We start from the raw sequence: 25,144 nt of genomic DNA on the forward strand, positions 1-25,144 counted from the left end.
ATGAACAGGGAAGAAGAACTCCTCGACTATCTCAAGCGGGTCACCGCGGACCTCCAGCGCACCAGACTGCGGCTGCGGGAGTTCGAGGCCGGGGCGCGCGAACCGATCGCGATCGTCGGCATGGCCTGCCGGATGCCCGGCGGAGTGCGCGGCGCCGACGAGCTGTGGCAGCTGGTCGCTCAGGGCCGCGACGCGGTCTCCGGCTTCCCCGAGGACCGCGGCTGGGACTTGGAACGGCTCTACGACCCGGATCCGGACCGGCCCGGCACCAGCTACGTCCGCGAAGGCGGATTCCTTGACGCGGTCGCGGATTTCGACGCCGGGTTCTTCGGCATCTCGCCGCGCGAGGCGCTCGCGATGGACCCGCAACAGCGGCTGCTGCTGGAGACGGTGTGGGAGGCGATCGAGGACGCCGGGATCGACCCGGCGGCCTTGCGCGGCCGTGACGGCGCGGTGTTCGTCGGCACCAGCATGCAGGACTACTCGCGGCTGGTGCTCGGCGGCGGGGCCTCGGAATCAGAGGGCTACTTCACCGCCGGCAACGCCGCGAGCCTGGTCTCCGGCCGCCTGGCCTACGCCTACGGGCTCGAAGGGCCCGCCGTCACCGTCGACACCGCGTGCTCGTCCTCGCTGGTGGCGCTGCACCTGGCCGCGCAGGCGCTGCGCAACCGGGAGTGCTCGTTCGCGCTGGTCGGCGGGGCGATGGTGATGTCCACCCCGGACGGGTTCGTGGAGTTCAGCCGGCAGCGCGGACTGGCGCCCGACGGCCGGTGCAAGTCCTACGCGGCCGCCGCCGACGGGACCGGCTGGGCCGAGGGCGTCGGCGTTTTGGTGGTCGAGCGGCTCTCCGACGCGCGCGCCGCCGGGCACCAGGTGCTGGCCGTCGTCCGGGGCAGCGCGGTCAACCAGGACGGCGCCAGCAGCGGTCTGACCGCGCCGAACGGTCCGTCGCAGGAACGGGTGATCCTCCAGGCGCTGGCCAACGCCGGGATCTCAGCGCACGACGTCGACGTGGTCGAGGGCCACGGCACCGGCACCCGGCTCGGCGACCCGATCGAGGCCCAAGCACTGCTGGCCACCTACGGCCGCGGCCGATCGCAGGACGCGCCGCTGTGGCTGGGGTCGATCAAGTCGAACATCGGGCACACCCAGGCCGCCGCCGGGGTCGCCGGGATCATCAAGATGGTGCAGGCGTTGCGGCATCGCGTCATGCCCGCGACGCTGCATGTGGACGCACCGTCGCCGCACGTGGACTGGAGCGTCGGCCGGATCGAGCTGCTGGCCGAGGCCCGCGAGTGGTCGGCGGTCGAGGGCCGCCCGCGGCGTGCGGGGGTGTCGTCGTTCGGCATCAGCGGCACCAACGCGCACATCATTCTCGAAGAGGGTGACCAGGACGCGGCTGAGGTCGAGACCGTCAGCGCTCCTGACGCGGGTCGGCCGGTCGCGTGGGCAGTCTCCGGCAAGACGGCTGCCGCGTTGCGTGCCCAGGCGGCGAAGCTTGCGGATTGGGCAGATACGGCCGGAGACGACGGCAGTGAGACAGGGCTCGCCGATATCGCGCTGGCGTTGACCACACAGCGTGCGAAGCTTTCGCATCGCGCCGTTGTCACCGGCGCCGACCGGGCCGACTTGATCAGCGCTCTGCGTTCGATCGCCGCCGAGGCTCCCACCGCCGCCGTGCACCGCGCCGCGTCGAGCACCGGCGGTCTGACGGCGGTGTTCTTCTCCGGGCAGGGTTCGCAGCGTGCTGCCATGGGGCTCGGTGTGTATGGTCTGCTGCCGGAGTTCACCGAGGCGCTCGACGAAGTCCGCGCACATCTGGACCCGTTGCTCGGCGTGCCGCTGCTGACGCTGCTGGCCGACGGCGAGCAGCTCGGACGCACCGAGTTCACTCAGCCGGCGCTGTTCGCCGTGCAGGTGGCGTGGTTCCGGCAGCTCGAAGCCTGGGGTCTGCGCGCCGACTTCCTCGGCGGCCACTCGATCGGCGAGCTGACCGCCGCGCACCTGGCCGGGCTGTGGGATCTGCCCGCCGCCTGCGCGGTCGTCGCTGCTCGCGGCCGCCTGATGCAGCAGGCCCGGTCCGGCGGCGCGATGCTGGCCGTGGCCGCCACCGAGGCGGAGATCGCCGAACAGCTCACCGGGCTGACCGACCGCGTGGACATCGCCGCCGTCAACGGCCCGCGCTCGGTGGTCGTCTCCGGCGACGCCGATCTGGTGGAGACGCTGGGCGAGCGGTGGCGTGCCGAGGGGCGAAAAGTGCGCTCGCTGCGTGTGTCGCACGCTTTCCACTCCCCGCACATGGACGCGGTCCTGGACGAGTTCCGTGCGCTGCTGGAATCAGTGCCTTGTCAGACGCCGCGAGCCGGACTGGTCTCCAACCTCACCGGCGGCGACGCCACGGCGCTGGTGACCGACCCCGCCTACTGGGTCGACCACGCGCGGCGTGCGGTGCGGTTCGCCGACGGCGTGCACTGGACCGCCGCGCAGGGTGCGACCCTGTTCGTCGACGTCAGCCCGGACGGCGTGCTGACGTCGATGATCTCCGGCGCGCTGCCGGACGAGGTCGCCGAGCGGTGCACGGTGCTGCCGGTGGCCCGCGTCGACCGGGCCGAGGACGCCGCCCTGTTGGACGCGGTCGCCGGTATCGAGGCCGCGGGCCGCTTTGTCGACTGGCCGCGCGTCTACGCCGGGCAGACCACGGGGCGTCGCGTCCAGCTGCCCACCTACGCGTTCGAACATGCTCGCTATTGGTTGGAGGGTGGCGGCGCCGCTACCGGCGATTTGCGCGCCGCCGGGCTCGGTGTGGCCGCGCACCCGCTGCTGGCCGCTACGGTATCGCTGGCCGGTGGCCGTGGCGTCGTGCTCACCGGACGACTCTCCCAGGCCGCGCAGCCGTGGCTGGCCGACCGGGTCCTCGGCGGCCTGGTGCTGTTGCCGGAGGCGGCGCTGGTGGAACTCGCAGTGCGCGCCGGTGACGAGGTCGGCTGCGGCCGGTTGCGGAGCCTGGACCTGCACGCGCCGGTGCCGATCCCCGAAGGCAGCAGCGTGGCCGTGCAGGTCACGGTCGGCGCGCCGGAGGCCGATGGAAGCCGTCCGCTGGCCGTCCACACCTCCGCCCGCGACGCCGAACCCGGTGATGGCGACTGGGTCGAGCATGCCACTGGCATGTTGGAGCCGGTCGGCGCCGACGCTGCGCCGGACACTGCGGACCTGACAGGCGAGTGGCCTCCGGCCGGTGCTGTATCAGTGTCCGTTGACGCGCTCTACGAGCGTCTGGCGGGTGCCGGCGCGGCGTTCGGGCCGACGGTGCGAGGGCTGACCGGGCTGTGGCGGCGCGGGCGTGACCTGTTCGCCGAGGTCGCGCTGCCCGAGTCGACAGCTGCGCAGGCCGCTGCCTACGGCTTGCATCCGGCGTTGCTCGACGCCGCGCTTCAGGCTTTGGCCGCCACGGATGGCGCGGGGCGCGAGCCCGGTCTGCGCGCCGTCAGTACTCTGCGGAACCTGCGGCTGCATGCGGCGGGGAGCGCCGGGCTGCGGGTTCGGCTGCGAGGCGACGGCAACGGTGACACCATTGCGATCACCGCGGCCGACCAGGACGGAACACCTGTCCTGACCGTCGATGCGGTGCGGACTCGTGCCCTGCCCGACACCGAACTCAGAGGCCTGAGCCGAGGTCCCGAGCGTGACTCCCTCTTTGTCACCGAGTGGACGACCATCGCCGCGCCGAGCCCGGAACACACGCCTCGACGCTGGGCCGTCGCAGGTCCCGACACTGGTTCGGCGCTCGCCGCGCTGACCGCGTCCGGGCTGGAGCCGGTCGCGGCCGAGGACGCCGATCGGGTGGTGTTCACCGTGCCGGCCGCCGACACGTACGCGGACATCACGCGAGTGCTGAGCGAGACGCTGGACGTCGTCCGGGCTTGGGCCGCGGATACCGATGGCGTTCCGGGCGCGCGCCTGGTCATCGCTACGCGCGGTGCCGCTTCCCCCGATGGCGGCGAGGTTGCCGACCTGGCCTCGGCCGCTGTCTGGGGGCTGGTGCGCTCGGCGCAGACCGAGCATCCGGAGCGGTTCCTGCTCGCCGATCTCGACGGGGATCCCGAGTCGTGGACCGTACTGCTGCGCGCCGCTGAGGGCGACGAGCCGCAGCTTGCGCTTCGTGCCGGGAGCCCGCATGCTCCGCGGCTGGCGCGGGCTCGGGACCTGACCCCTGCCGACCCTGATCAGGGCCCGGTCTGGGACCCCGAGGGCACGGTGCTGATCACCGGCGGCACCGGCGGTCTCGGGGCGATTCTCGCCCGGCATCTGGTCGGGGCGCATGGCGTTCGGCACCTGGTCCTGGCCTCGCGCACCGGCGGCGCGACGCCCGGGGCCGACGCTTTGGTGGCCGACCTTGCCGCTCTCGGCGCGGTAGCGGAGGCAGTGGCCTGCGACGTCACGGATCGCGAGGCAGTGGCAGCGCTGCTGGCCGCCATCCCGGCCGAGCGGCCGGTGAAGGCCGTGGTCCATGCCGCCGCCGTCGTCGACGACGGCGTGGTCGCGACCATGAGCGGTGAGCGCCTGGATCGGGTCATGGCCCCGCAGGCCCTTGGCGCGTGGAACCTGCACGAGCTGACCGCCGACCTGCCGCTCGATGCGTTCGTGCTGTTCTCCGGTGCCGCCGGGATATTCGGTGGCCCCGGGCAGGCCAACTACGCGGCGGGCAACGCCTTCCTGGACGCGCTCGCCGCGCATCGGCGGCACCGTGGCCTGCCCGCGGTGTCCCTGGCGTGGGGACTGTGGGCCGAGCCGACGCGGATGACCGCGCAGCTGAGCCACACCGACTTGGCCCGGATGGCGCGTGCCGGAACCGGCGCGCTGTCGACTGCTGACGGCCTGGCGCTGTTCGACGCCGTGACCGGATCCGTCGCGGCTGACGTGCCGCCGGTGCTGATCCCGACCCGGCTGGAGGTCGCCACGATCCAGGCGACGGCGACCCCTGATTCGGTCTCGGCCCTTTTGCGTGGCCTGATACGGATTCCGGCGCGCCCGGCGGCCAGTGCCGGCGGCGAGGGGCGTTCGGCGCTGGCCACGCGGCTGGCGGGCAATACGCGGGAGGAGCAGCACGAGGCGCTGCTGGAGATCGTGCGGGCGCAGGCCGCCGTCGTCCTCGGGCACGCCTCGGCCGACGCTGTGGACGCCGAACGGGCGTTCAACGAGATGGGCTTCGACTCCCTGACGGCGGTCGAGCTTCGCAACAGCCTGGGTTCCGCGCTCGGCCTGCGGCTGCCCGCGACGCTCATCTTCGACTACCCGACGCCGGACGACGTCGCCCGGTATCTGCTGCGTCAGATCTTCGGCGACGATCGGGCCACGGTGGTGCGGGCCGCGGCCATGGCCGACGAGCCGATCGCGATCGTCGGGATGGCGTGCCGGTATCCCGGGGGCGTCAGCACGCCGGAGGAGTTCTGGGACCTGGTCGCCCAGGGCCGCGACGGCATCACGCCGTTCCCGACCGATCGCGGCTGGAAGCTCGACAACATCTACGACTTCGCTCTCGACGAGCTGGGACGCGAGTTCACCGAGCGCGGCGGCTTCGTCGCCGACGCCTCCGGTTTCGATGCCGCGTTCTTCGGGATCTCGCCGCGCGAGGCGCTGGCCATGGATCCGCAGCAGCGGTTGGTGCTGGAGGCGAGCTGGGAGGCGTTCGAGCGGGCCGGGCTGGACCCGGTCGGGCTCAAGGGCAGCGAGACCGGCGTCTTCGTCGGTACCTATGCACAGGACTATGCGACGCTGCGCGATTACGCGCCCGCGGACGCCGAGCTGTATCTGGGCACTGGTACGGCCGCCAGCGTCATGTCCGGCCGCGTCGCCTACGCTTTCGGCCTGACCGGCCCGGCGGTGACGGTCGACACGGCGTGTTCGTCGTCGCTGGTGGCGCTGCATTTGGCGGCGCAGGCGCTGCGCAGTGGCGAGTGCACGATGGCGCTGGCCGGCGGTGTCGCGGTGATGTCGGTGCCGGCCGGGTTCATCGAATTCGCCAAGCAAGGCGGCCTGGCCGCCGACGGCCGCTGCAAGTCCTACTCCGGCTCCGCCGACGGCACCGGCTGGGGCGAGGGCGTCGGGATGTTGGTGGTGGAGCGGCTGTCGGATGCACGGCGGCTCGGGCATCGGGTGTTGGGGATCGTCAAGGGCTCGGCGGTGAATCAGGACGGCGCCTCCAACGGTCTGACGGCGCCGAACGGTCCGTCGCAAGAGCGGGTGATCCTTCAGGCGCTGGCCAACGCAGGGCTCGAAGTCTCCGACGTCGATCTGGTCGAGGGCCACGGCACCGGCACGCGGCTCGGCGACCCGATCGAGGCGCAGGCTCTGCTGGCGACGTATGGGCAGGGCCGGGCCGACGGGCCGATCTGGCTGGGCTCGGTGAAGTCCAACATCGGGCACACGCAGGCCGCAGCGGGTGTGGCCGGGGTGATCAAGACCGTTATGGCGATGCGGCACGAGACGATGCCCCGGACGCTGCATCTGGACGAGCCTTCGCCACAGGTGGATTGGTCGGCGGGAGAGGTGGAGCTGCTGACGGCGGCTCGGGAGTGGCCGCGGGATGCGGGGCGGCCGCGCAGGGCCGGGGTGTCGTCGTTCGGGATCAGTGGGACGAACGCGCATGTGATTGTGGAGGAGGGGGATCCGGAGCCGGTTGTTGAGGTATTGCCGGTGCCGGTGGGTGGGGTTGCTTGGACGTTGTCGGCGAAGTCGGAGGGGGCGCTGCGGGCGCAGGCGGGGCGGCTTGCGGAGTTTGCGACGGATGGGGATGTGGGGCTGGTTGAGACCGGGTTGGCGTTGGCGGGGCGGTCGCGATTCGGGGTTCGCGCTGCGGTGGTTGGTCAAAGTCGCCAGGCGCTGGTGACAGAGCTGTTGGAATTGGCGGAGGGCGGCGGTCTTACAAGCTCTAAAGCGATTGTCAGTGGTTCGGTGGCGGTGTTGTTTTCCGGGCAGGGGTCGCAGCGTCTTGGGATGGGTCTTGGGCTGCGGGGTGTGTTGCCGGTATTCACTGAGGTGTTCGATGAGGCGTGCGAGCTGCTGGGTTTGTCGATTGAGCTGCTCTCTGATGGTGAGGCGCTTGATCGGACTGAGGTGACTCAGCCTGCGTTGTTTGCGGTGCAGGTGGCGGCGTTCCGGCAGCTGGAAGCGTGGGGGTTGAGCGCGTCGTGGCTCGGCGGTCATTCGATCGGCGAGTTGAGCGCCGCGCACATCGCGGGTGTCTGGGACCTCGAAGGTGCCTGCAAGATCGTTGCGGCGCGCGGTCGGTTGATGGGTCAGGCGCGCGCCGGTGGTGCGATGGCCGCCCTGGAAGCGACCGAGGCCGAGGTGCTGGCGAGCCTGCCCGATGGTGTCGGTATCGCAGCGGTCAACGGCCCGACCTCGATCGTCGTCTCCGGTGATGCGGATGCTGTCGATGCGCTGGTTGAGCGGTATAAGGACTCTGGCCACAGGACTCGGCGTCTATCGGTCTCTCATGCCTTCCACAGTCATCACATGGACTCGGCGCTCGCGGAGTTCGAACAGGTCGTCGCATCGGTCCCGGCCTCCGCGCCGCGCCTGAAGCTGGTCTCCACCCTTACCGGTGTTGAGCTGTCCGGCGAGGCGATCGACCCGACCTATTGGGTCCGCCAACTCCGCGAAGCCGTCCGTTTCGGCGATGCCGTGACCTTCCTGGCTGCCCAGGGCGCAGCCGTCTATGTGGACGTCAGCCCGGATGGCGTGTTGACCTCGATGATCTCCAACGTCCTCGCCGAGCCCGCGACCGTCGTCCCGACGCTCCGCAAGGACGTTGACGAGCCGCTCGCGCTGACCCGCACCGCCGCCGCCCTCCACGCCGCAGGGTTGCGTATCAAGTGGCCGGACGTCATCGCCAATGGCGCGGACCTCGCGCAGCTCAACCCTGTTGCGCTCCCCACCTACGCCTTCGAACACACCCGCTATTGGCTCGACGCCCCGGTTGCGAAGGCGATCATGGCGACGACCGAAGTCGACGCCGCGTTCTGGGACCTTGTCGGTGGCGGTGACGTCGATGCTGTTGCTGATGCGCTGGGCGTTGTGGGTGACGGTGAGCGGGATGCCCTGGCCGGCGTTGTGCCCGCGCTGGCTCGGTGGCGTGGTCGTGGACGGGTCGCGGGGTGGCGCTATGAGACGACGTGGGAACCGGTGGCCGTGTCGGCGACCGCGCTTGATGGCGAATGGCTGTTGGTCACCTCGGACCGGGTTCCCGCTGGTCTGACCGAAGTTGTGGGCGACGGCTTGGCCCGGCGCGGCGCAACTATCAGGACTCTCACTCTCGACGAGTTCGAAGTGATGGCTGCTAACGGCGATCAGTGGCCTGAAAGGTTCACTGTTGTCTCGCTGCTCGGTTGCGCGGCTGTCACGGAGCAAGAGGCTGGGAGTGGGCTCGGATCCGGCATTGTCGACAATGTCCGTCTGGTTCAAGCGGCTATCCAGACACCTGCCCGCATCTGGGCACTGACTCGCGGCGGCGCTCCGGTCTCGGGCGGTGCTCCGCTCAACGCCTGGGCGTGGCAGCAATTCGCCCTTGGCCGGGTCGCCGGACTGGAATACCCGCACAACTGGCGCGGCGTGGTCGACCTGCCTGACGACGTCGACGACGCAGTTCTTGACCGCCTGCAAGCGGCACTCGGCGCCGGTACTGACACAATCACCGAGGACCAGGTGGCCGTGCGTGCCGAAGGCGTCTGGGCCCAGCGCCTGGTCCGCGTCCCCGCACCTGCCCCGGCCGCCGCTTCCGGTACCTGGACCACGGGTGGAACCGTCCTGGTCACCGGCGCGAGCGGAGCCCTCGGCGGCCGCATCGCCCGCTGGGTGGCCGAACACGGCGCGGCTCGCGTGGTGCTCGCCTCGCGTCGGGGCGCCGCTGCCGAAGGTGCCGACCAACTGGCCGAGGCGGTGACCGCTCTCGGCGCCGAGCCGATATTCGTACCTTGCGACGTATCCGACCGCGTCCAGGTCCGCGAGCTGATCCAGTCCCACGGCGAGGACCTGACCGCCGTCTTCCACGTGGCCGGCGCGGCGGCCCTGACCGTGCTCGCCGACGGAACTGACGACTGGTCGCCGTTGATGGCGGCGAAGGTCGCTGGCGCCTGGTGGCTCGACGCCGAGCTCGGCGACCGCGATCTCGACGCGTTCGTCGTGTTCTCCTCCATCTCCGGGACCTGGGGCAGCGGAAGTCAGGGTGCGTACGCGACGGCGAACGCCTTCCTGGACGGGCTCGTCGCCGCTAGACGTGCGCGCGGACTGACGGGGACGAGTGTGTCCTGGGGCCCGTGGGGCGGCGGCGGAATGGCCGAGGGCGAGGCGGGGGAGTACTTGGCCCGCCGCGGACTCCGGACCCTGGCACCCGAAGCAGCCCTCATGGCGCTCGAACAGGTGCTCCTTGAGGACCGGACCACGACCGTCGTCGCCGACATCGACTGGACCATATTCGCCCCCGCATTCACTCTCGCGCGGCTCGCGCCGCTGTTCGACGGCGTCCCGGAAGCCGTCGCCGCACTCCGCCCCGCCGAGCCGACCGCGCAGGAGGCGGGCTCGGCGACGGCGACTTCGGCGATGACGGTCGCGGCGGCGCTCGCCGCGGAACTCGCGGCGCTGGGCAGCGCGGAGCAGCGGCAGCAAGCGTTGCTGCGCGTGGTGCGTACCCAGGCGGCCGGCGTGCTCGGGCACGCCTCGGCCGACGGCGTCGCCCCGACCGTGTCGTTCACCGAACTCGGCATCGACTCCCTGACCGCGGTCGAGCTGCGCAACAAGATCGCGACTGCCACCGGCCAATCGCTGCCCGCGACGCTCGTCTTCGACTATCCGAACGCCGCAGCCGTTGCCGAACTACTGGGCGAACGCTTCTCCGGCCAGGCGCCGCGTTCGGTCGTGGTGCAGGCCGGCGCGGTCGCCGACGAGCCGCTCGCGATCGTCGGCATGGCCTGCCGCTACCCGGGCGGCGTCACGTCGGCCGCCGAGTTCTGGGACCTCATCGCGGCCGGCGGCGACGGCATCGCTGTCGGTTTCCCGACCGACCGCGGCTGGGAGTCGGCTGCCTCCGTCCTCAGCTCCGGCGCGGCCCACGGCGGGACGTTCCTGCCGGCCGGCGGTTTCGTGCCGGGCGCGGCCGAGTTCGATCCCGGCTTCTTCGGGATCTCGCCGCGCGAGGCCGTGGCGATGGACCCGCAGCAGCGGATTCTGCTGGAGGCATCGTGGGAGGCGCTGGAACATGCCGGACTCGATCCGCTGGCGCTGCACGGTAGCCAGGTCGGGGTCTTCATCGGCGCGAGCAGCCCCGACTACGCGGTCCTCGCGGGCAACAACCCCGAGGCGATGCACGGCTACGCAGCGACCGGCGTCTCGGGCAGCGTGCTGTCCGGGCGCGTCGCCTATGCGCTGGGCCTGACCGGCCCGGCGGTGACGGTGGACACTGCGTGTTCGTCGTCGTTGGTAGCGCTGCATTGGGCCGCGCAGGCGCTGCGTAACGGCGAGTGCACGTCGGCGCTGGTGGGCGGTGTGACGGTGATGTCGACACCGAGCGCCTTCGTCGAGTTCGCACGGCAGGGCGGCTTGGCGCGGGACGGCCGGTGCAAGTCGTATGCGGGTGCGGCGGACGGGACTGGGTGGGGTGAGGGTGTCGGGGTCCTGATGGTCGAGCGGTTGTCGGATGCTCGGCGGTTGGGGCATCGGGTGTGGGGTGTGGTGCGTGGTTCGGCGGTGAATCAGGATGGTGCGTCGAATGGTTTGACGGCGCCGAATGGTCCGTCGCAGGAGCGGGTGATTCTTCAGGCGTTGGCGAATGCGGGTCTTGAGGCCGGTGATGTGGATCTGGTCGAGGGTCATGGGACTGGGACGACGCTGGGTGACCCGATCGAGGCGCAGGCATTGCTTGCGACCTATGGCCGGGACCGGACGGACGGACCGGTGTGGTTGGGGTCGGTGAAGTCGAACATCGGGCACACCCAGGCAGCTGCCGGGGTCGCGGGAATCATCAAGGCCGTGTTCGCGATGCGGCATGGGGTGATGCCGGCGACGTTGCATGTGGATGAGCCTTCGCCGCAGGTGGATTGGTCGGCGGGGGAGTTGGAGCTGCTGACGGAGGCGCGGGAGTGGCGGCGGATGGAGGGGCGGCCGAGGCGGGCCGGGGTGTCCTCGTTCGGGATCAGCGGGACGAACGCGCACGTGATCATTGAGGAAGGTGATCTGGAGCCGGAGCCCGCGGCGTTGCCGGTGCCGGTGGGCGGGGTGGTTTGGCCGTTGTCGGCGAAGTCGGAGAGTGCGCTGCGGGCGCAGGCGGCGCGGCTCGCCGAGTGGACGGCCGACAGCGATGAGGGGCTTGTTGAGACGGCGTTGGCGTTGCTGGGGCGGTCGCGGTTCGGGGTTCGGGCTGCGGTGGTCGGGGCTGATCGGGCGGCGATGGTTGCTGGCCTGCGGAGGCTTGCTGGGGCGGCTGAACGGTTGGTCGGGTCGGCGGGTGCGGTGGCTGGGGCGGGTGTGTTTGAGGGTTCTGGTTCGGCTGGTTCTGCCGTGGCGGTGTTGTTTTCGGGGCAAGGGTCACAGCGCATTGGGATGGGTCTTGGGCTGCGTGGTGTGTTGCCGGTCTTTACTGAGGTGTTCGATCGGGCGTGCGAGCTGCTCGGTCTCTCTGTTGAGGCGTTGTCTGATGCCGAGGTTTTGAACCGGACTGAGGTGACCCAGCCTGCGTTGTTCGCAGTGCAGGTGGCGGCGTTCCGGCAGCTCGAAGCGTGGGGTCTGAGCGTCTCCTGGCTCGGCGGTCATTCGATCGGCGAGTTGAGCGCCGCGCACATCGCAGGTGTCTGGGATCTGGAAGGCGCCTGCAAGATCGTCGCGGCGCGCGGTCGGCTGATGAGCCAGGCGCGCGCCGGTGGTGCGATGGCCGCTCTCGAAGCGACCGAAGCCGAAGTGCTGGCGAGCCTGCCCGATGGCGTCGGCATCGCGGCGGTGAACGGCCCGACCTCGGTAGTCGTCTCGGGCGATGCGGATGCTGTCGATGCGCTGGTCGAGCGGTATAAGGACTCTGGCCATCGGGCCCGGCGCCTGACGGTCTCGCATGCTTTCCACAGTCATCACATGGACTCGGCCCTCGCGGAGTTCGAACAGGTCGTCGCGTCGGTCCCGGCCTCCGCGCCGCGCCTGAAGCTGGTTTCCACCCTTACCGGCACCGAACTGTCCAGCGAGGCCACCGACCCGACCTACTGGGTCCGCCAACTCCGCCATGCCGTCCGCTTCGCAGACGCGGTGACTTTCCTCGCGGACCAGGGCGCTGAGCTGTTCGTGGAGGTCAGCCCGGACGGGGTCCTGACGTCGATGATCTCCGGAATCCTCGACGAGGCCGTCGTCGTTCCGACGCTTCGCAAGGATGTTGACGAGCCGCGCGCCCTGACGAGTACCGCTGCCGCCCTGCACGCCGCCGGGCTCGACCTTGACTGGCCGACCGTCCTGGACGTCGACGCCGAACAGATCATCGCATCGGCCAGCCTCCCGACCTACGCCTTCGACCATGCCCACTACTGGATCGAGACCGGCGCTCGACACGTGGAGAGCGTGGAAGAGTCCATGGCCAGGTGGCGTTACGAGACGACCTGGCAGTCGGTGAGTCTGCCCGCTGGTGGCGAGCTGTCCGGGACGTGGGTCATCGTGACGTCGTCGCAGACTCCGGAAGCCTTGGCCGCCGCACTGGTCGGCGGGCTGGCGGCGCGCGGCGTCTCGGTGCGTGTCGCCGATGTGTTGGAGTGCGAGTCTTGGGCCGCGAGTCAGTGGTCTGAAGTCGGTGGCGTGCTGGCGCTGCTCGGGCGAGGTGAAGCAGACGGCGGTCTGGATGCGACCGTGCGCCTGCTCCGCATCTGCGCCGAGGCCGGGGCCGGCCGCGTCTGGGCCGTCACGCAGGGCGTCGGGCGCAGTGGGTCCCAGGCGCGTGCCGACGCTTGGGCGTGGCCGACGTGGGGCTTGGCCCGCGTCGCGGCACTCGACTGCCCGCCTGCGCTCTGGGGCGGCGTGATCGATCTGCCGGACGACACCGCATCAGTGTTCGACGACCTCGTGGCTGTACTGTCCGGCGACGTCGAGGATCAGGTCAGCCTGGATGGCGACGGCGTGTGGGCGCAGCGTCTCGTACGCATAGCCGCACCCGCCGCTGCCAACACCTGGTCGGGCGTCCGAGGCACGGTCCTCGTCACCGGTGCCAGCGGCGCGCTTGGCGGACGTGTCGCGGAGTGGGTGGCCGCGCACGGTGCCGAACGCATCGTGCTCGCGTCCCGCCGTGGCGCGGACGCTGAGGGAGCGTCGGAGATGGCGGCGCGCTTGGAGGCAGCGGGGGTCGAAGCGGTGTTCGTCCGCTGCGATGTCGCTGACCGCGATCAGGTGCGGGAGTTGGTGCAGGCGTGCGGTCCGGATCTGTCGGCGGTGTTCCATGCTGCTGGTGTCGCGGCCCTCACCCCAATCGCCGCCGACACCAAGACGGACAGCAACACCGACACCAACACCGACAGCACCACTGACGCCGTCGCCGACTGGACCCGCGTCATGGCCGCCAAGGCCCACGGCGCGTGGTGGCTCGACACCGAACTCGCCGACCGCGAGCTCGACGCCTTCGTCGTCTTCTCCTCCATCTCTGGCACCTGGGGCAGCGGCACTCAGGGTGCTTACGCCGCCGCCAACGCCTTCCTCGACGGCCTGATCGCGGCCCGCCGTGCCCGCGGCCTGTCCGGCACGAGCGTGGCCTGGGGCCCCTGGGGCGGCGGCGGTATGGCCGAGGGCGAGGCCGCCGAATACCTGGCACGGCGCGGCCTGCGCACGCTCGATCCAGACCTCGCGCTCACCGCCCTGGAGCAGGTCCTCGCCGAGGACCGGCCGCGGACGGTCGTCGCCGACGTCGACTGGAGTATCTTCGCCCCCGCATTCACCCTCGCGCGCCCCGCGCCGTTGCTGAGCACCGTTCCCGAAGCGGCCGCCGCACTCCGCGAGCAGGAAGAGGACGCGCAGAGCATCACCTCCGCCGCTTCCGTGCTGGCCACGCTTCTGGTTGGCAAGTCGGTCGCCGAGCAGCTCGACATCGTCCTTGAGCTTGTTCGCTCCCGCGCCGCCGCGATCCTCGGCCACGCCTCGGCGGAAGCCATTGCCGCCGACGCCGCGTTCAACGAGATCGGCTTCGATTCCCTGACCGCCGTCGAGCTGCGCAACAGCCTCGCCGCCGCGTCCGGGATCTCGTTGCCGGCCACGCTGATCTTCGACTATCCGACCTCGCGCGCGGTCGCCTCGATGCTTCGCGACCGTGCCGACGCGAGCGGGGCCGGTCGGTCCACGGTGATCGTGCAGGCGGCGGCGGTCGCGGACGAGCCGATCGCGATTGTCGGCATGGCCTGCCGATTCCCGGGCGGGGCACAGAGCCCTGATGAGTTCTGGGACCTGATCGCCAGTGGCCGCGACGGCGTCGTGCCGTTCCCCGATGACCGGGGCTGGGATCTCGGCACGATCTTCGATTCCGTGTCCGACGGCTCGCACCGAGGCGGCGGCGGCTTCCTGGCGGACGCCGCCCTCTTCGACGCCGCCTTCTTCGGGATCTCGCCGCGCGAGGCGATCGCGATGGACCCGCAGCAGCGCCTGGTACTGGAGGCCTCGTGGGAGGCGTTGGAGCACGCGGGCCTGGACCCGGCCACGCTGCGCGATTCGCAGACCGGCGTGTTCGTCGGGGCCGGGACCTCGGAGTACGCGGCGCTGCTCGCCGGCGACCGCAAGCAGGCCGAGGGCTACGGCCTGACCGGCAACGTGGCCAGCGTGCTCTCCGGCCGTGTCTCCTACGTCCTCGGGCTGACCGGTCCCGCGGTGACCGTGGACACCGCGTGCTCGTCGTCGCTGGTCGCGCTGCACTGGGCCGCGCAAGCGCTGCGCAGCGGTGAGTGCTCGATGGCACTGGCCGGTGGCGTCACGGTGATGGCGACGCCTGGCACGTTCACCGAGTTCGCCCGCCAGGACGGCTTGGCCTTCGACGGCCGGTGCAAGTCGTACTCGGCGGACGCGGACGGGACCGGCTGGGGCGAGGGCGTCGGCATGCTGGTGGTGGAGCGGCTGTCGGACGCACGGCGGCTCGGGCATCGCGTGCTGGGCCTGATGCGGGGCTCGGCGGTGAATCAGGACGGCGCTTCGAACGGACTGACGGCGCCGAACGGGCCGTCGCAGGAGCGAGTGATCCTCCAGGCGCTGGCCAACGCAGGGCTCGAAGTCTCGGATGTGGATCTGGTCGAGGGCCACGGCACCGGCACCAGGCTCGGCGACCCGATCGAGGCGCAGGCGTTGCTGGCGACCTACGGCCAGGGGCGAGCGAACGGGCCGCTGTGGCTGGGGTCGGTGAAGTCGAACATCGGCCACACGCAGTCGGCGGCCGGCGTGGCGGGGATCATCAAGGCGGTTCAGGCCCTGCGGCACGAGGTGATGCCGCGGACGCTGCATCTGGAGGAGGCGTCGCCGCAGGTCGATTGGTCGACGGGAGCGGTGGAGCTGCTGCGGCAGGCGCGGGAGTGGCGGCGGGAAGCGGGGCGGCCGCGGCGGGCTGGGGTGTCCTCGTTCGGGATCAGCGGGACGAACGCGCATGTGATCATCGAGGAGGGGGATCCGGAGTCGGAGGCGGCCGAGGTGTTGCCGGTGCCGGCCGGCGGGGTGGTTTGGCCGTTGTCGGCGAAGTCGGAGGGTGCCCTGCGGGCGCAGGCGCGGCGGCTGGCGGAGTGGACGGCTGATATCGACGAGGGGCTTGTTGAGACTGCGCTGGCGTTGGCGGGGCGGTCGCGGTTCGGGTATCGGGCTGCGGTGGTTGGTGAAAGTCGCCAGTCTCTTGTGACACAGCTGTTGGAGGTGGCTGAAAGCGGCGGTCTCTCAAGCGCTGAAACCCGTGCTGGTAGTTCGGTGGCGGTGTTGTTCTCGGGGCAGGGGTCGCAGCGCGTTGGCATGGGTCTTGGACTGCGGGGTGTGTTGCCAGTCTTCACCGAGGTGTTCGATGACGTGTGCGAACGGCTTGGTTTGTCGATCGCGGTGCTCTCCGATGGGGAGGCGCTGAATCGGACTGAGGTGACTCAGCCTGCGTTGTTCGCCGTGCAGGTGGCGGCCTATCGGCAGCTCGAAGCGTGGGGTCTGAGCGCCTCCTGGCTCGGCGGACACTCGATCGGTGAGCTGAGCGCGGCGTACCTGGCCGGTGTCTGGGATCTCGAAGGCGCCTGCAAGATTGTCGCCGCGCGCGGTCGGTTGATGGGCCAGGCGCGCGCCGGTGGTGCGATGGCTGCTCTCGAAGCAACCGAGGCCGAGGTCCTAGCGAGCCTGCCTGAGGGTGTCGGAATCGCGGCTGTTAATGGTCCGACCTCGGTGGTCGTCTCCGGTGATGCCGATGTGGTCGAAGCCCTGGTCGAGCGTTATAAGGACTCTGGCCATCGGGCTCGGCGCCTGACCGTGTCGCATGCTTTCCACAGCCACCACATGGATTCCGCGCTCGTCGAGTTCGAAAAGATCGTCGCCTCAGTCCCGACCCACCTTCCCCGCCAGCGACTGGTCTCGACCCTGACCGGCACCGAACTCGCGGACGACGTCACCGATCCGACCTACTGGGTCCGTCAGCTCCGCGAAGCTGTCCGCTTTGTCGACGCGGTGACCTTCCTGGCTGGCCAAGGCGCCAATGTGTTTGTGGACGTGAGTCCCGATGGCGTCCTCACCTCGATGATCTCCGGCATCGTCAACGAGCAGGCCACTGTTATCCCGACCCTGCGTAAGGACGCTGACGAGCCGTCCGCCCTGCTCCAGACCGCCGCACGGCTGTTCGCCTCCGGCGTCGAGCTGGCCTGGCCGGACGTGCTCGGGGTTCCGGAGTCGGCGGCGATCGCCCGCGTGGACACTCCGTCCTACGGCTTCGAACGCATCCGCTACTGGGCCGACGGCCGCGCCTTCTTCTCCGGTCGGGGCAGCGGCCTGGGCGCCGTCGATCACCCGCTGCTCGAAGCCGCGACCGAGCTTGCCGACGGCGGCCGGGTGCTTGAGGGCCGGCTGTCGCTGTCGACGCATCCGTGGCTCGGCGACCACCTGATCGGCGGGACGGTGTTCGTTCCCGGCACCGGGCTGGTCGAGTTGGCGATCCGGGCCGGTGATGAGGTCGGATGCGGCGTTCTTCGAGAACTGACACTGCACGCCCCGCTGGTCGTTCCGGCCGAGGGCGCGATCCAGGTTCAGGTGCGGCTCATCCGCGACGCTGAGGCGGTGGGCAGTGACGGCGACGGTTACCAGGTCAGCGTTCACTCCCGCTCCGAGCGCGGGGCGGCAGGGGAGTGGACCCTGCATGCGCGCGGAGAGCTGGGCGTTGGCGACCTCGGAGAGGGGTCAGAGCCGCCGGTCGAGCTGACCGCGGCCGAGGTCTGGCCGCCGGAGGACGTCGAAGCCGTCCCTCTGGACGGCGTTTACGAAGGCTTGGCAGAGCTCGGATACGGCTACGGACCGGTGTTCCAGGGCTTGTGCGGAATCTGGCGACGTGGTGATGACGAACTGTTCGTCGAAGCGGCGCTGCCGGAGGGTACCGACGGCGACGGCTTCGGCCTCCACCCCGCGCTGCTCGACGCCGTGCTGCACGGTCTCGGGGCGTCCGGGTGGGAAGGCCCTGGGCTCGGCGGCCTGCCGTTCGTGTGGAGCGATGTGCAGTTGTCGGCTTCCGGTGCACAAGCGCTGCGGGCCCGGCTGACCCGGGCTCGCGACGGCGGCGGCGTGCACGTCATCGCGGTCGACGGCTCCGGCGAGCCGGTCGTGGAGGTTGGCCGGCTCGTGATGCGGCCGCTGCCATCGGCGTCGGCCCCGGGACCCGTGGCCGCCCCGGGTTCAGCGGCGGTCCAGGACTCGCTGTTCGAAGTGGACTGGATCGCGCTCGACACCGAGCGCGTCGCATCGGTGGAGCTCGACGAGGCCGCCGTCACCGAGTCGATGCTGTTCCGGCCAATGTCATCGATCGTTGATACCGGCGCGCGCGCCCGTGAGCTCGCGACCCTGACCTTGGACGCGATCAAGGGCTGGATCGGCGGCGAGCAGCATCAGGCGGCTCGGCTGGTCGTCGTCATCGCCCCGAGCAAGGACCCCGCATACGGTGCGGTGGCCGGGCTCGTGCGCTCGGCACAGACCGAGCATCCCGACCGGATCATGCTGGTGGACGTTGACTCCGATGAAAACGTGTCGCTGCTTGCCAGGGTTCTACCGTTGGCCGCCTCCGAGCCGCAGCTCATGGTGCGCGGGGACCAGATCCTGGCCGCGCGGCTGGTGCGTGCGAAGTCCACTTCTGAAGCCGAGGCGACGGAAACCGAGCCGATCTGGGACGCAGATGGCACCGTCCTGATAACCGGCGGCACCGGCGGTCTCGGCGCGCTGGTCGCCCGACACCTCGCCCACGTCCACGGCGTTCGCAGCCTTCTGCTGATGTCGCGCTCGGGACCGGCCGGCGCCACTACGCAGGCGCTCGTCACAGAACTCGCCTCGATCGGGACCCGGGTGCGGGTGGTGGTCGGCGATGTCACCGACCGGGAGACGCTCGCTGCTGCCATCGCCGCCGTGCCCTCGCGCCGACCTTTGCGCGGCGTGGTTCATGCCGCCGGCGTCGTCGACGACACCTTGATCGAGAACCTGTCCGCCGAGCGCCTGGCCGGGGTCCTCAGCGTGAAGGCCGATGCGGCGTGGCACCTGCACGAGCTGACCGCGAACCTCGCGTCGGTCACGCGATTCGTACTCTTCTCCAGCGCGTCGGCCGTGTTCGGCGCCGGAGGACAGTCCAACTACGCAGCCGGCAACGCGTTCCTGGACGCACTGGCGTCGTGGCGAACCGAGGAACTCGGCCTGCCCGCGGTTTCGGTGGCGTGGGGCCTGTGGGAGGAAGCCGCGGGCATGTCCGGCCGGCTTCAGGCCGAGCAGGTACGTCGTCTCGCGCAGGCCGGTGAGGCCCTCACCGCCGAGCGAGGACTCGCGCTGCTCGACGCGGCGGCCGTCGGTGACCGGGCTCAGCTCGTCGCCACGAACCTCGGCCTGACGGCGCTTGCGGCGCAGAGCAGCGACGCCTTCCTGCCGCCGCTGCTGCGGACCCTGATACCACGAGCCCGGCGCCGTAGCGCTGTGGACGCCGGGTCTGCGCCTTCGGGCGTGCTCGCTGCGCAGCTGGCCGGGTTGGGCGAGCAGGAGCAGGTGCGGGCGTTGCTGGGGATCGTGCGTGCACAGGCCGCAACGGTTCTGGGGCACGCGTCGGGTGACGCGGTGGCGCCCAGTGTGCCGTTCACGGATCTGGGCTTTGATTCGCTGACGTCGGTCGAGCTGCGCAACGGGCTGGCGCGAGCCACCGGACTCACGCTGCCTGCCACGCTGGTGTTCGACTATCCGAGTCCTGATGCAGTGGCGGGTTACCTGCGCGGCCGGGTCGATGGCGGCGGATCGCGCACGGCGGTCGTCAAGGCGGCGCGGCGAAGCACGACGGCGGTGGACGAGCCGATCGCGATCGTCGGCATGGCCTGCCGCTATCCCGGCGGCGTGACGACGCCCGAAGCGTTCTGGGACCTGATCGCGCAGGGCCGCGACGGGGTCGGGCCGTTCCCGACCGACCGGGGCTGGGACCTCGACGCGATCTTCGGCGCCGGATCCGAGTCGTCGGTGCCTGCCTACCTGGCCGAGGGCGGGTTCGTGCCCGACATGGCCGAGTTCGACGCGCCGTTCTTCGGGATCTCGCCGCGCGAGGCGCTGGCCATGGACCCGCAGCAGCGGCTGTTGCTCGAAACGACGTGGGAGGCTTTGGAGCGGGCCGGAATCGATCCGGTCAGCCTGCGCGGCGAGCAGGCCGGGGTGTTCGCGGGGCTGATGTATCACGACTACGCGGCCCGATTGCCGGTCGTGCCGGAGAGCGTGCTCGGGTTCGTCGACACCGGCAATGCCGGCAGCGCGTTGTCCGGCCGGATCTCCTACGTTTTCGGGCTTACCGGTCCGGCGGTGACGGTCGACACGGCGTGTTCGTCGTCGCTGGTCGCGCTGCACTTGGCAGCCCAGGCGCTGCGCAATGGCGAGTGCTCGATCGCGCTGGCCAGCGGCGTTACGGTGATGGCGACGTCCACCACGTTCTCGGGCATGGCCCGGCAGGGCGGACTGGCGCGCGATGGCCGGTGCAAGTCGTACTCTGCGGCGGCTGACGGGACCGGCTGGGGCGAGGGCGTCGGCGTGCTGGTGGTGGAGCGGCTGTCGGACGCGCGGCGGCTCGGGCACCAGGTGCTGGGCCTGGTGCGCGGCTCGGCGGTGAATCAGGACGGTGCTTCGAACGGATTGACGGCGCCGAACGGGCCGTCGCAGGAGCGGGTGATCCTCCAAGCCTTGGCGAATGCGGGTCTTGAGACCGGTGACGTGGACCTGGTCGAGGGACACGGCACCGGCACCACGCTCGGTGACCCGATCGAGGCGCAGGCGCTTTTGGCGACCTATGGGCAGGGCCGGACGGCCGATGGGCCGCTGTGGCTGGGCTCGGTGAAGTCGAACATCGGGCACACGCAGGCCGCGGCGGGCGTGGCCGGGGTGATCAAGGCCGTGCTCGCGATGCGCAACGACCTGATGCCGAAGACGCTGCACCTGGAGGAGGCGTCGCCGCAGGTCGACTGGACGGCGGGGGAAGTGGAGCTGCTGGCCGAGCCGCGCGTGTGGGAGCGGGATCCGAGGCGGCCTCGGCGGGTGGGCGTGTCTTCGTTCGGGATCAGCGGGACGAACGCGCATGTGATCATCGAGGAGGGGGATTCGGAGCCTGCGGTTGAGACGTTGCCGGTGCCGGTGGGTGGAGTTGCGTGGGCGTTGTCGGCGAAGTCGGAGGTGGCGCTGCGGGCGCAGGCAGGGCGGCTGGCGGAGTGGACGGCCGATAGTGATGAGGGGCTTGTTGAGACTGCGTTGGCATTGGCGGGGCGGTCGCGGTTCGGGGTCCGTGCCGTGGTGGTTGGTGAAAGTCGCCAGTCGTTGGTGACACAACTGTTGGAAGTGGCAGGCGGCAGTGGTCTGACAAGCTCCAAGGTGCCCGCTGGTGGTTCCGTGGCTGTGCTGTTCTCGGGGCAAGGGTCGCAGCGGGTGGGGATGGGTCTTGGGCTGCGTGGTGTGTTGCCGGTGTTCACTGAGGTGTTCGATGAGGTGTGCGAGCAGCTGGGTTTGTCGGTTGATCTGCTTTCGGATGTCGAGGCGCTCAGTCGGACTGAGGTGACTCAGCCTGCGTTGTTCGCGGTGCAGGTGGCGGCGTATCGGCAGCTCGAAGCGTGGGGTCTGAGTGCGTCGTGGCTCGGCGGTCATTCGATCGGTGAGCTGAGCGCCGCGCACATTGCAGGTGTCTGGGATCTCGAAGGTGCCTGCAAGGTCGTTGCGGCGCGTGGTCGTCTGATGGGACAGGCGCGCGCGGGTGGTGCGATGGCCGCTCTCGAAGCGACTGAGGCCGAGGTGCTGGCGAGCCTGCCCGACGGCGTCGGTATCGCGGCGGTGAACGGCCCGACCTCAGTTGTCGTCTCCGGTGACGCGGAAGCTGTCGATGCGCTGGTCGATATGTATAAGAGCTCTGGAAGTCGAGCCAGCAAGCTGGCCGTGTCGCACGCTTTCCACAGCCACCACATGGACTCGGCGCTTGAAGAGTTCGAACGGATCGTCGCCTCGGTCCCGGCCTCGGCCCCGCGCCTGAAGCTGGTGTCCACGCTGACCGGTACCGAGCTCGCCGAAGAAGCGACCGAGGCGTCGTATTGGGTCCGTCAGCTCCGCCATGCGGTCCGTTTCGCGGACGCGGTGTCCTTCCTTGCGGAACAGGGCGCCGGCGTCTTCGTGGACGTCAGCCCGGATGGTGTCCTGACCTCGATGATCTCCGGGGTGGTTGAGGAGGCGGTCGTTGTCCCGACCCTCCGCAAGGACGTCGACGAGCCGCTCGCGTTGACCCACACCGCCGCTGCGCTGCACGCCGCAGGCCATGACATCGCCTGGCCCACGGTTCTTGGCAGCAGCGTGCAGCCCGGCGGCGTCGTCCTCCCCACCTATGCCTTCGAACACGCTCGCTACTGGCTGGACATCGAGCCCAGCACCGGCGACGTGCGCTCGGCGGGCCTCGGCGCCTCCGACCACCCGCTGCTCGGTGCGCGGGTCGGGCTGGCCGGTGGCGGCTGTGTGCTGACCGGCCGGTTGGCGGTGTCGACGCAGCGTTGGCTGGCCGACCATATGGTGTCGGGGACGGTGCTGCTGCCCGGTACGGGGCTTGTCGACCTGGCGATCCGAGCCGGTGACGAGGTCGGGTGCCCGTTGCTCAGGGAGCTGACATTGCAGGCTCCGCTGGTGTTGTCGGCGGATGGGGCGCGGCAGTTGCAGATCACCGTCTCGGCTCCGCTTGAGGACGGGACCTGCGAGGTCGCCATCCACAGTCGCCCCGATGAGCCGACGTCCGGTGGCCAGGGTGGTCAGGGTGGTCAGGGTGTCCAGGGCGGCGAGGCGGCGGTGTGGACGCAGCACGCCAGCGGTGTCCTGGCCGCCGCCGAACCGGACGGTCGGCTGAGCGAGTTCGGCGTTTGGCCGCCGGAAGATGCGGAGTCGGTGAGCGTGGAAGGGCTCTACGACACGCTTGCCGCCGCCGGATTCGACTACGGACCCACGTTCCAGGGCCTCCGAGAGGCCTGGCGCAGCGGCGACGAACTGTTTGTCGAAGTGGCACTGCCGACTGGCGACGGCGCAGACCTCCTCGCCAGCTCCGTTTCCGGCTCGGCCGCTCCGACAGCCGACGCTTTCGGGCTTCACCCAGCGTTGTTGGACTCCGTCCTGCACGCGGTTTCGCTCGCGGGCTGGCAGGAGCACCCCGGCGTGGAGGGCCTCCCGTTCGCCTGGAGCGGCGTTGTTCTGCACGCCACCGGCGCGGGTCTGCTCCGTGCGCGGCTGGCGAAGGTGGCCGAAGGCGGCATCTCGATCGTCGCCGTGGATGCTGCCGGCGCGCCGGTGGCCGACGTCGAACGCCTCGTGCTCCGTCCCCTCCCGCAGGTTGCGCTGGCCGAGGCCGGAGCGCGTGCCGACTCGATCGCCAACGACGTGTTCCGCATCAGCTGGACCGCCGTCGACACGGCATCCGACGGCGAAACAGCTCTGGTCCCGTGGAAGCTGCTGCGCGACGGCGACAAGCTGGCAGATGTCGAAGACCAGGACGCATGGATCGTCTACGAGCCCGGACTCGCACGGGCGGAGGAGGCTCTTAGCGTCGCCGTCCGCGCTCGCAAGGCCACAGCGCGCGCGCTCGACGTCGTTCAGCAGTGGGTGGCCGCCGACCGGAGTGACCTGGCGCGACTGGTCGTGGTGACCAGGGGCGCCGTGGCGGTCGGTTCGGAGGATGCCGGTTCCGAATCAGGAATCCTCGACCTGCCGGGCGCGGCCATCTGGGGTCTAATTCGCACAGCTCAATCCGAGCACCCTGGCCGGGTCGTCCTCGTCGACCTCGACGACGCGACCCCGCACGACCAAGCCGTGGCGCTCGCCGCGTCCGCGACCGACGAACCGCAACTCGCGCTGCGGTCCGGCAAGCCCTGGGCAGCCCGCCTGGCACGAGTCGCCATCGAGGCCGAACCCCAGCCGCAGCCGACCGACGCCGAGGCATCAAAGCCCTGGGACCCGGACGCCACGGTCCTCATCACCGGCGGAACCGGCGGCCTGGGCGCCTTGGTAGCGCGCCACCTGGTCACCAACCACGGGGTCCGCAGCCTTCTGCTTCTCTCCCGCTCCGGCCCGGCCGCCCGCGGCGTCAGCAGCCTGATTACTGATCTCGCGCACCTCGGCGCCCGGGTCCGGGTCATCGCCGCCGACGTCTCGGACCACGCCGCTTTGGCCGCCGTCCTCGCCACCGCCACCGCCGCCGATCCGGGTCGTCCCCTACGCGGCGTGGTCCACGCCGCCGGGGTGCTTGACGACGGCACCTTCGAGACCCTTACTCCTGAACGGCTCGACACCGTGATGCGTGTGAAGGCCGACGCCGCCTGGACGCTGCACGAGCTGACCGCCGATCTCGCGCTGACCCACTTCGTGCTCTTTTCCAGCGCGGCCGCCGCCTTCGGAGCGCCAGGCCAGGGCAACTATGCCGCGGCCAACGCCTTCCTGGACGCCTTGGCCACCTGGCGCTCCCAGCAGGGGTTGCCCGGCGGCGGGGTCTCGATGGCGTGGGGCTTGTGGGAGCAGGACTCCGGCATGGGAGGCCGGCTCGGCGAGGCGCAGGCGCGGCGACTGACGCAGACCGGTGCCGCGCTGAGCCCGGAACGCGGACTGGCGTTGTTCGACCTGGGCGCGACCTTGTCAGTGCCCGCACTTGTCCTGACCCACCTGGACCTGGCCGGATGGCGCGCTCAGACGACCGGTGCCGGATTGCCGGTTCCCGCCGTGCTGCGCACGCTGGTCCCGCGCGGGCGGCGGGCAGCGGCCGGCGCCGGCGGCGCGGGCGGTGCCGGCGGCGCGGGTGGCTCGGGTGGCGCGGGCGGCTCGGAGGCCGAGCTGCTGGCCCGGCGCCTGGAGGGCCTGGACGCCGCCGAACGCCGTCAGGCGCTCGTGGACGTCGTCCGCGCGCAGGTCGCGACCGTGCTCGGCTACCGCGCCGACGCGCCGATCGACCTCGCGCTCGGCTTCCTCGACCTCGGCTTCGACTCGCTGACCGCCGTCGAGCTCCGCAACCGCCTGCGCGCGGCCACCGGCGCCAAGCTCCCGGCGACGTTGATCTTCGATTATCCGACCCCTGTCGCGGTGGCGGAGCGCATAGGGGTCCTCCTCGAACCCCGAGGGACAGCGGCTTCCAGCTCTGTGAGCATGGATCCCGCCGAGGCGGAGATCCGCGACGTCCTGCGGTCGATCCCGCTCAGCCGCTTGCGGCGGGCGGGGCTGCTGGAGGAGCTGCTGCGGCTGGCCGGGACGTCGGGCGCCGCGGACCACGGGTCCGGCCCGGGCCTGGGCCCGGGTACCGCCTCGGGGGCCCCGGCCTCCGAGCAGAACGGAGCGGGGGACGGGACGGCGGACGACGACCTCGACCTGATGGACGTCGACGAACTGGTGCAGCGCGCGCTCCGCGACTCCACGCTGTGACGGCTCGCCGACTGGG

The 25,144-nt window shown here is 70.7% G+C and carries 1 protein-coding gene; it reads left to right on the top strand.

The window, feature by feature from the left end; all coding sequences use genetic code 11:
• Positions 1-25,128, top strand: coding sequence for a type I polyketide synthase (locus ABD481_RS28355; RefSeq protein ID WP_344668835.1), 25,128 nt, complete (start codon positions 1-3; stop codon positions 25,126-25,128).
• The last annotated feature ends 16 nt before the right edge of the window (positions 25,129-25,144 follow it).

This window comes from Catenulispora yoronensis, from assembly GCF_039531695.1.
GTDB classification, from domain to species: Bacteria; Actinomycetota; Actinomycetes; order Streptomycetales; family Catenulisporaceae; genus Catenulispora; species Catenulispora yoronensis.

Excerpts from the sequence above, each read along its gene's own strand:
- ABD481_RS28355 (WP_344668835.1), top strand. The coding sequence starts at position 1 with ATGAACAGGGAAGAAGAACTCCTCGACTATCTCAAGCGGGTCACCGCG.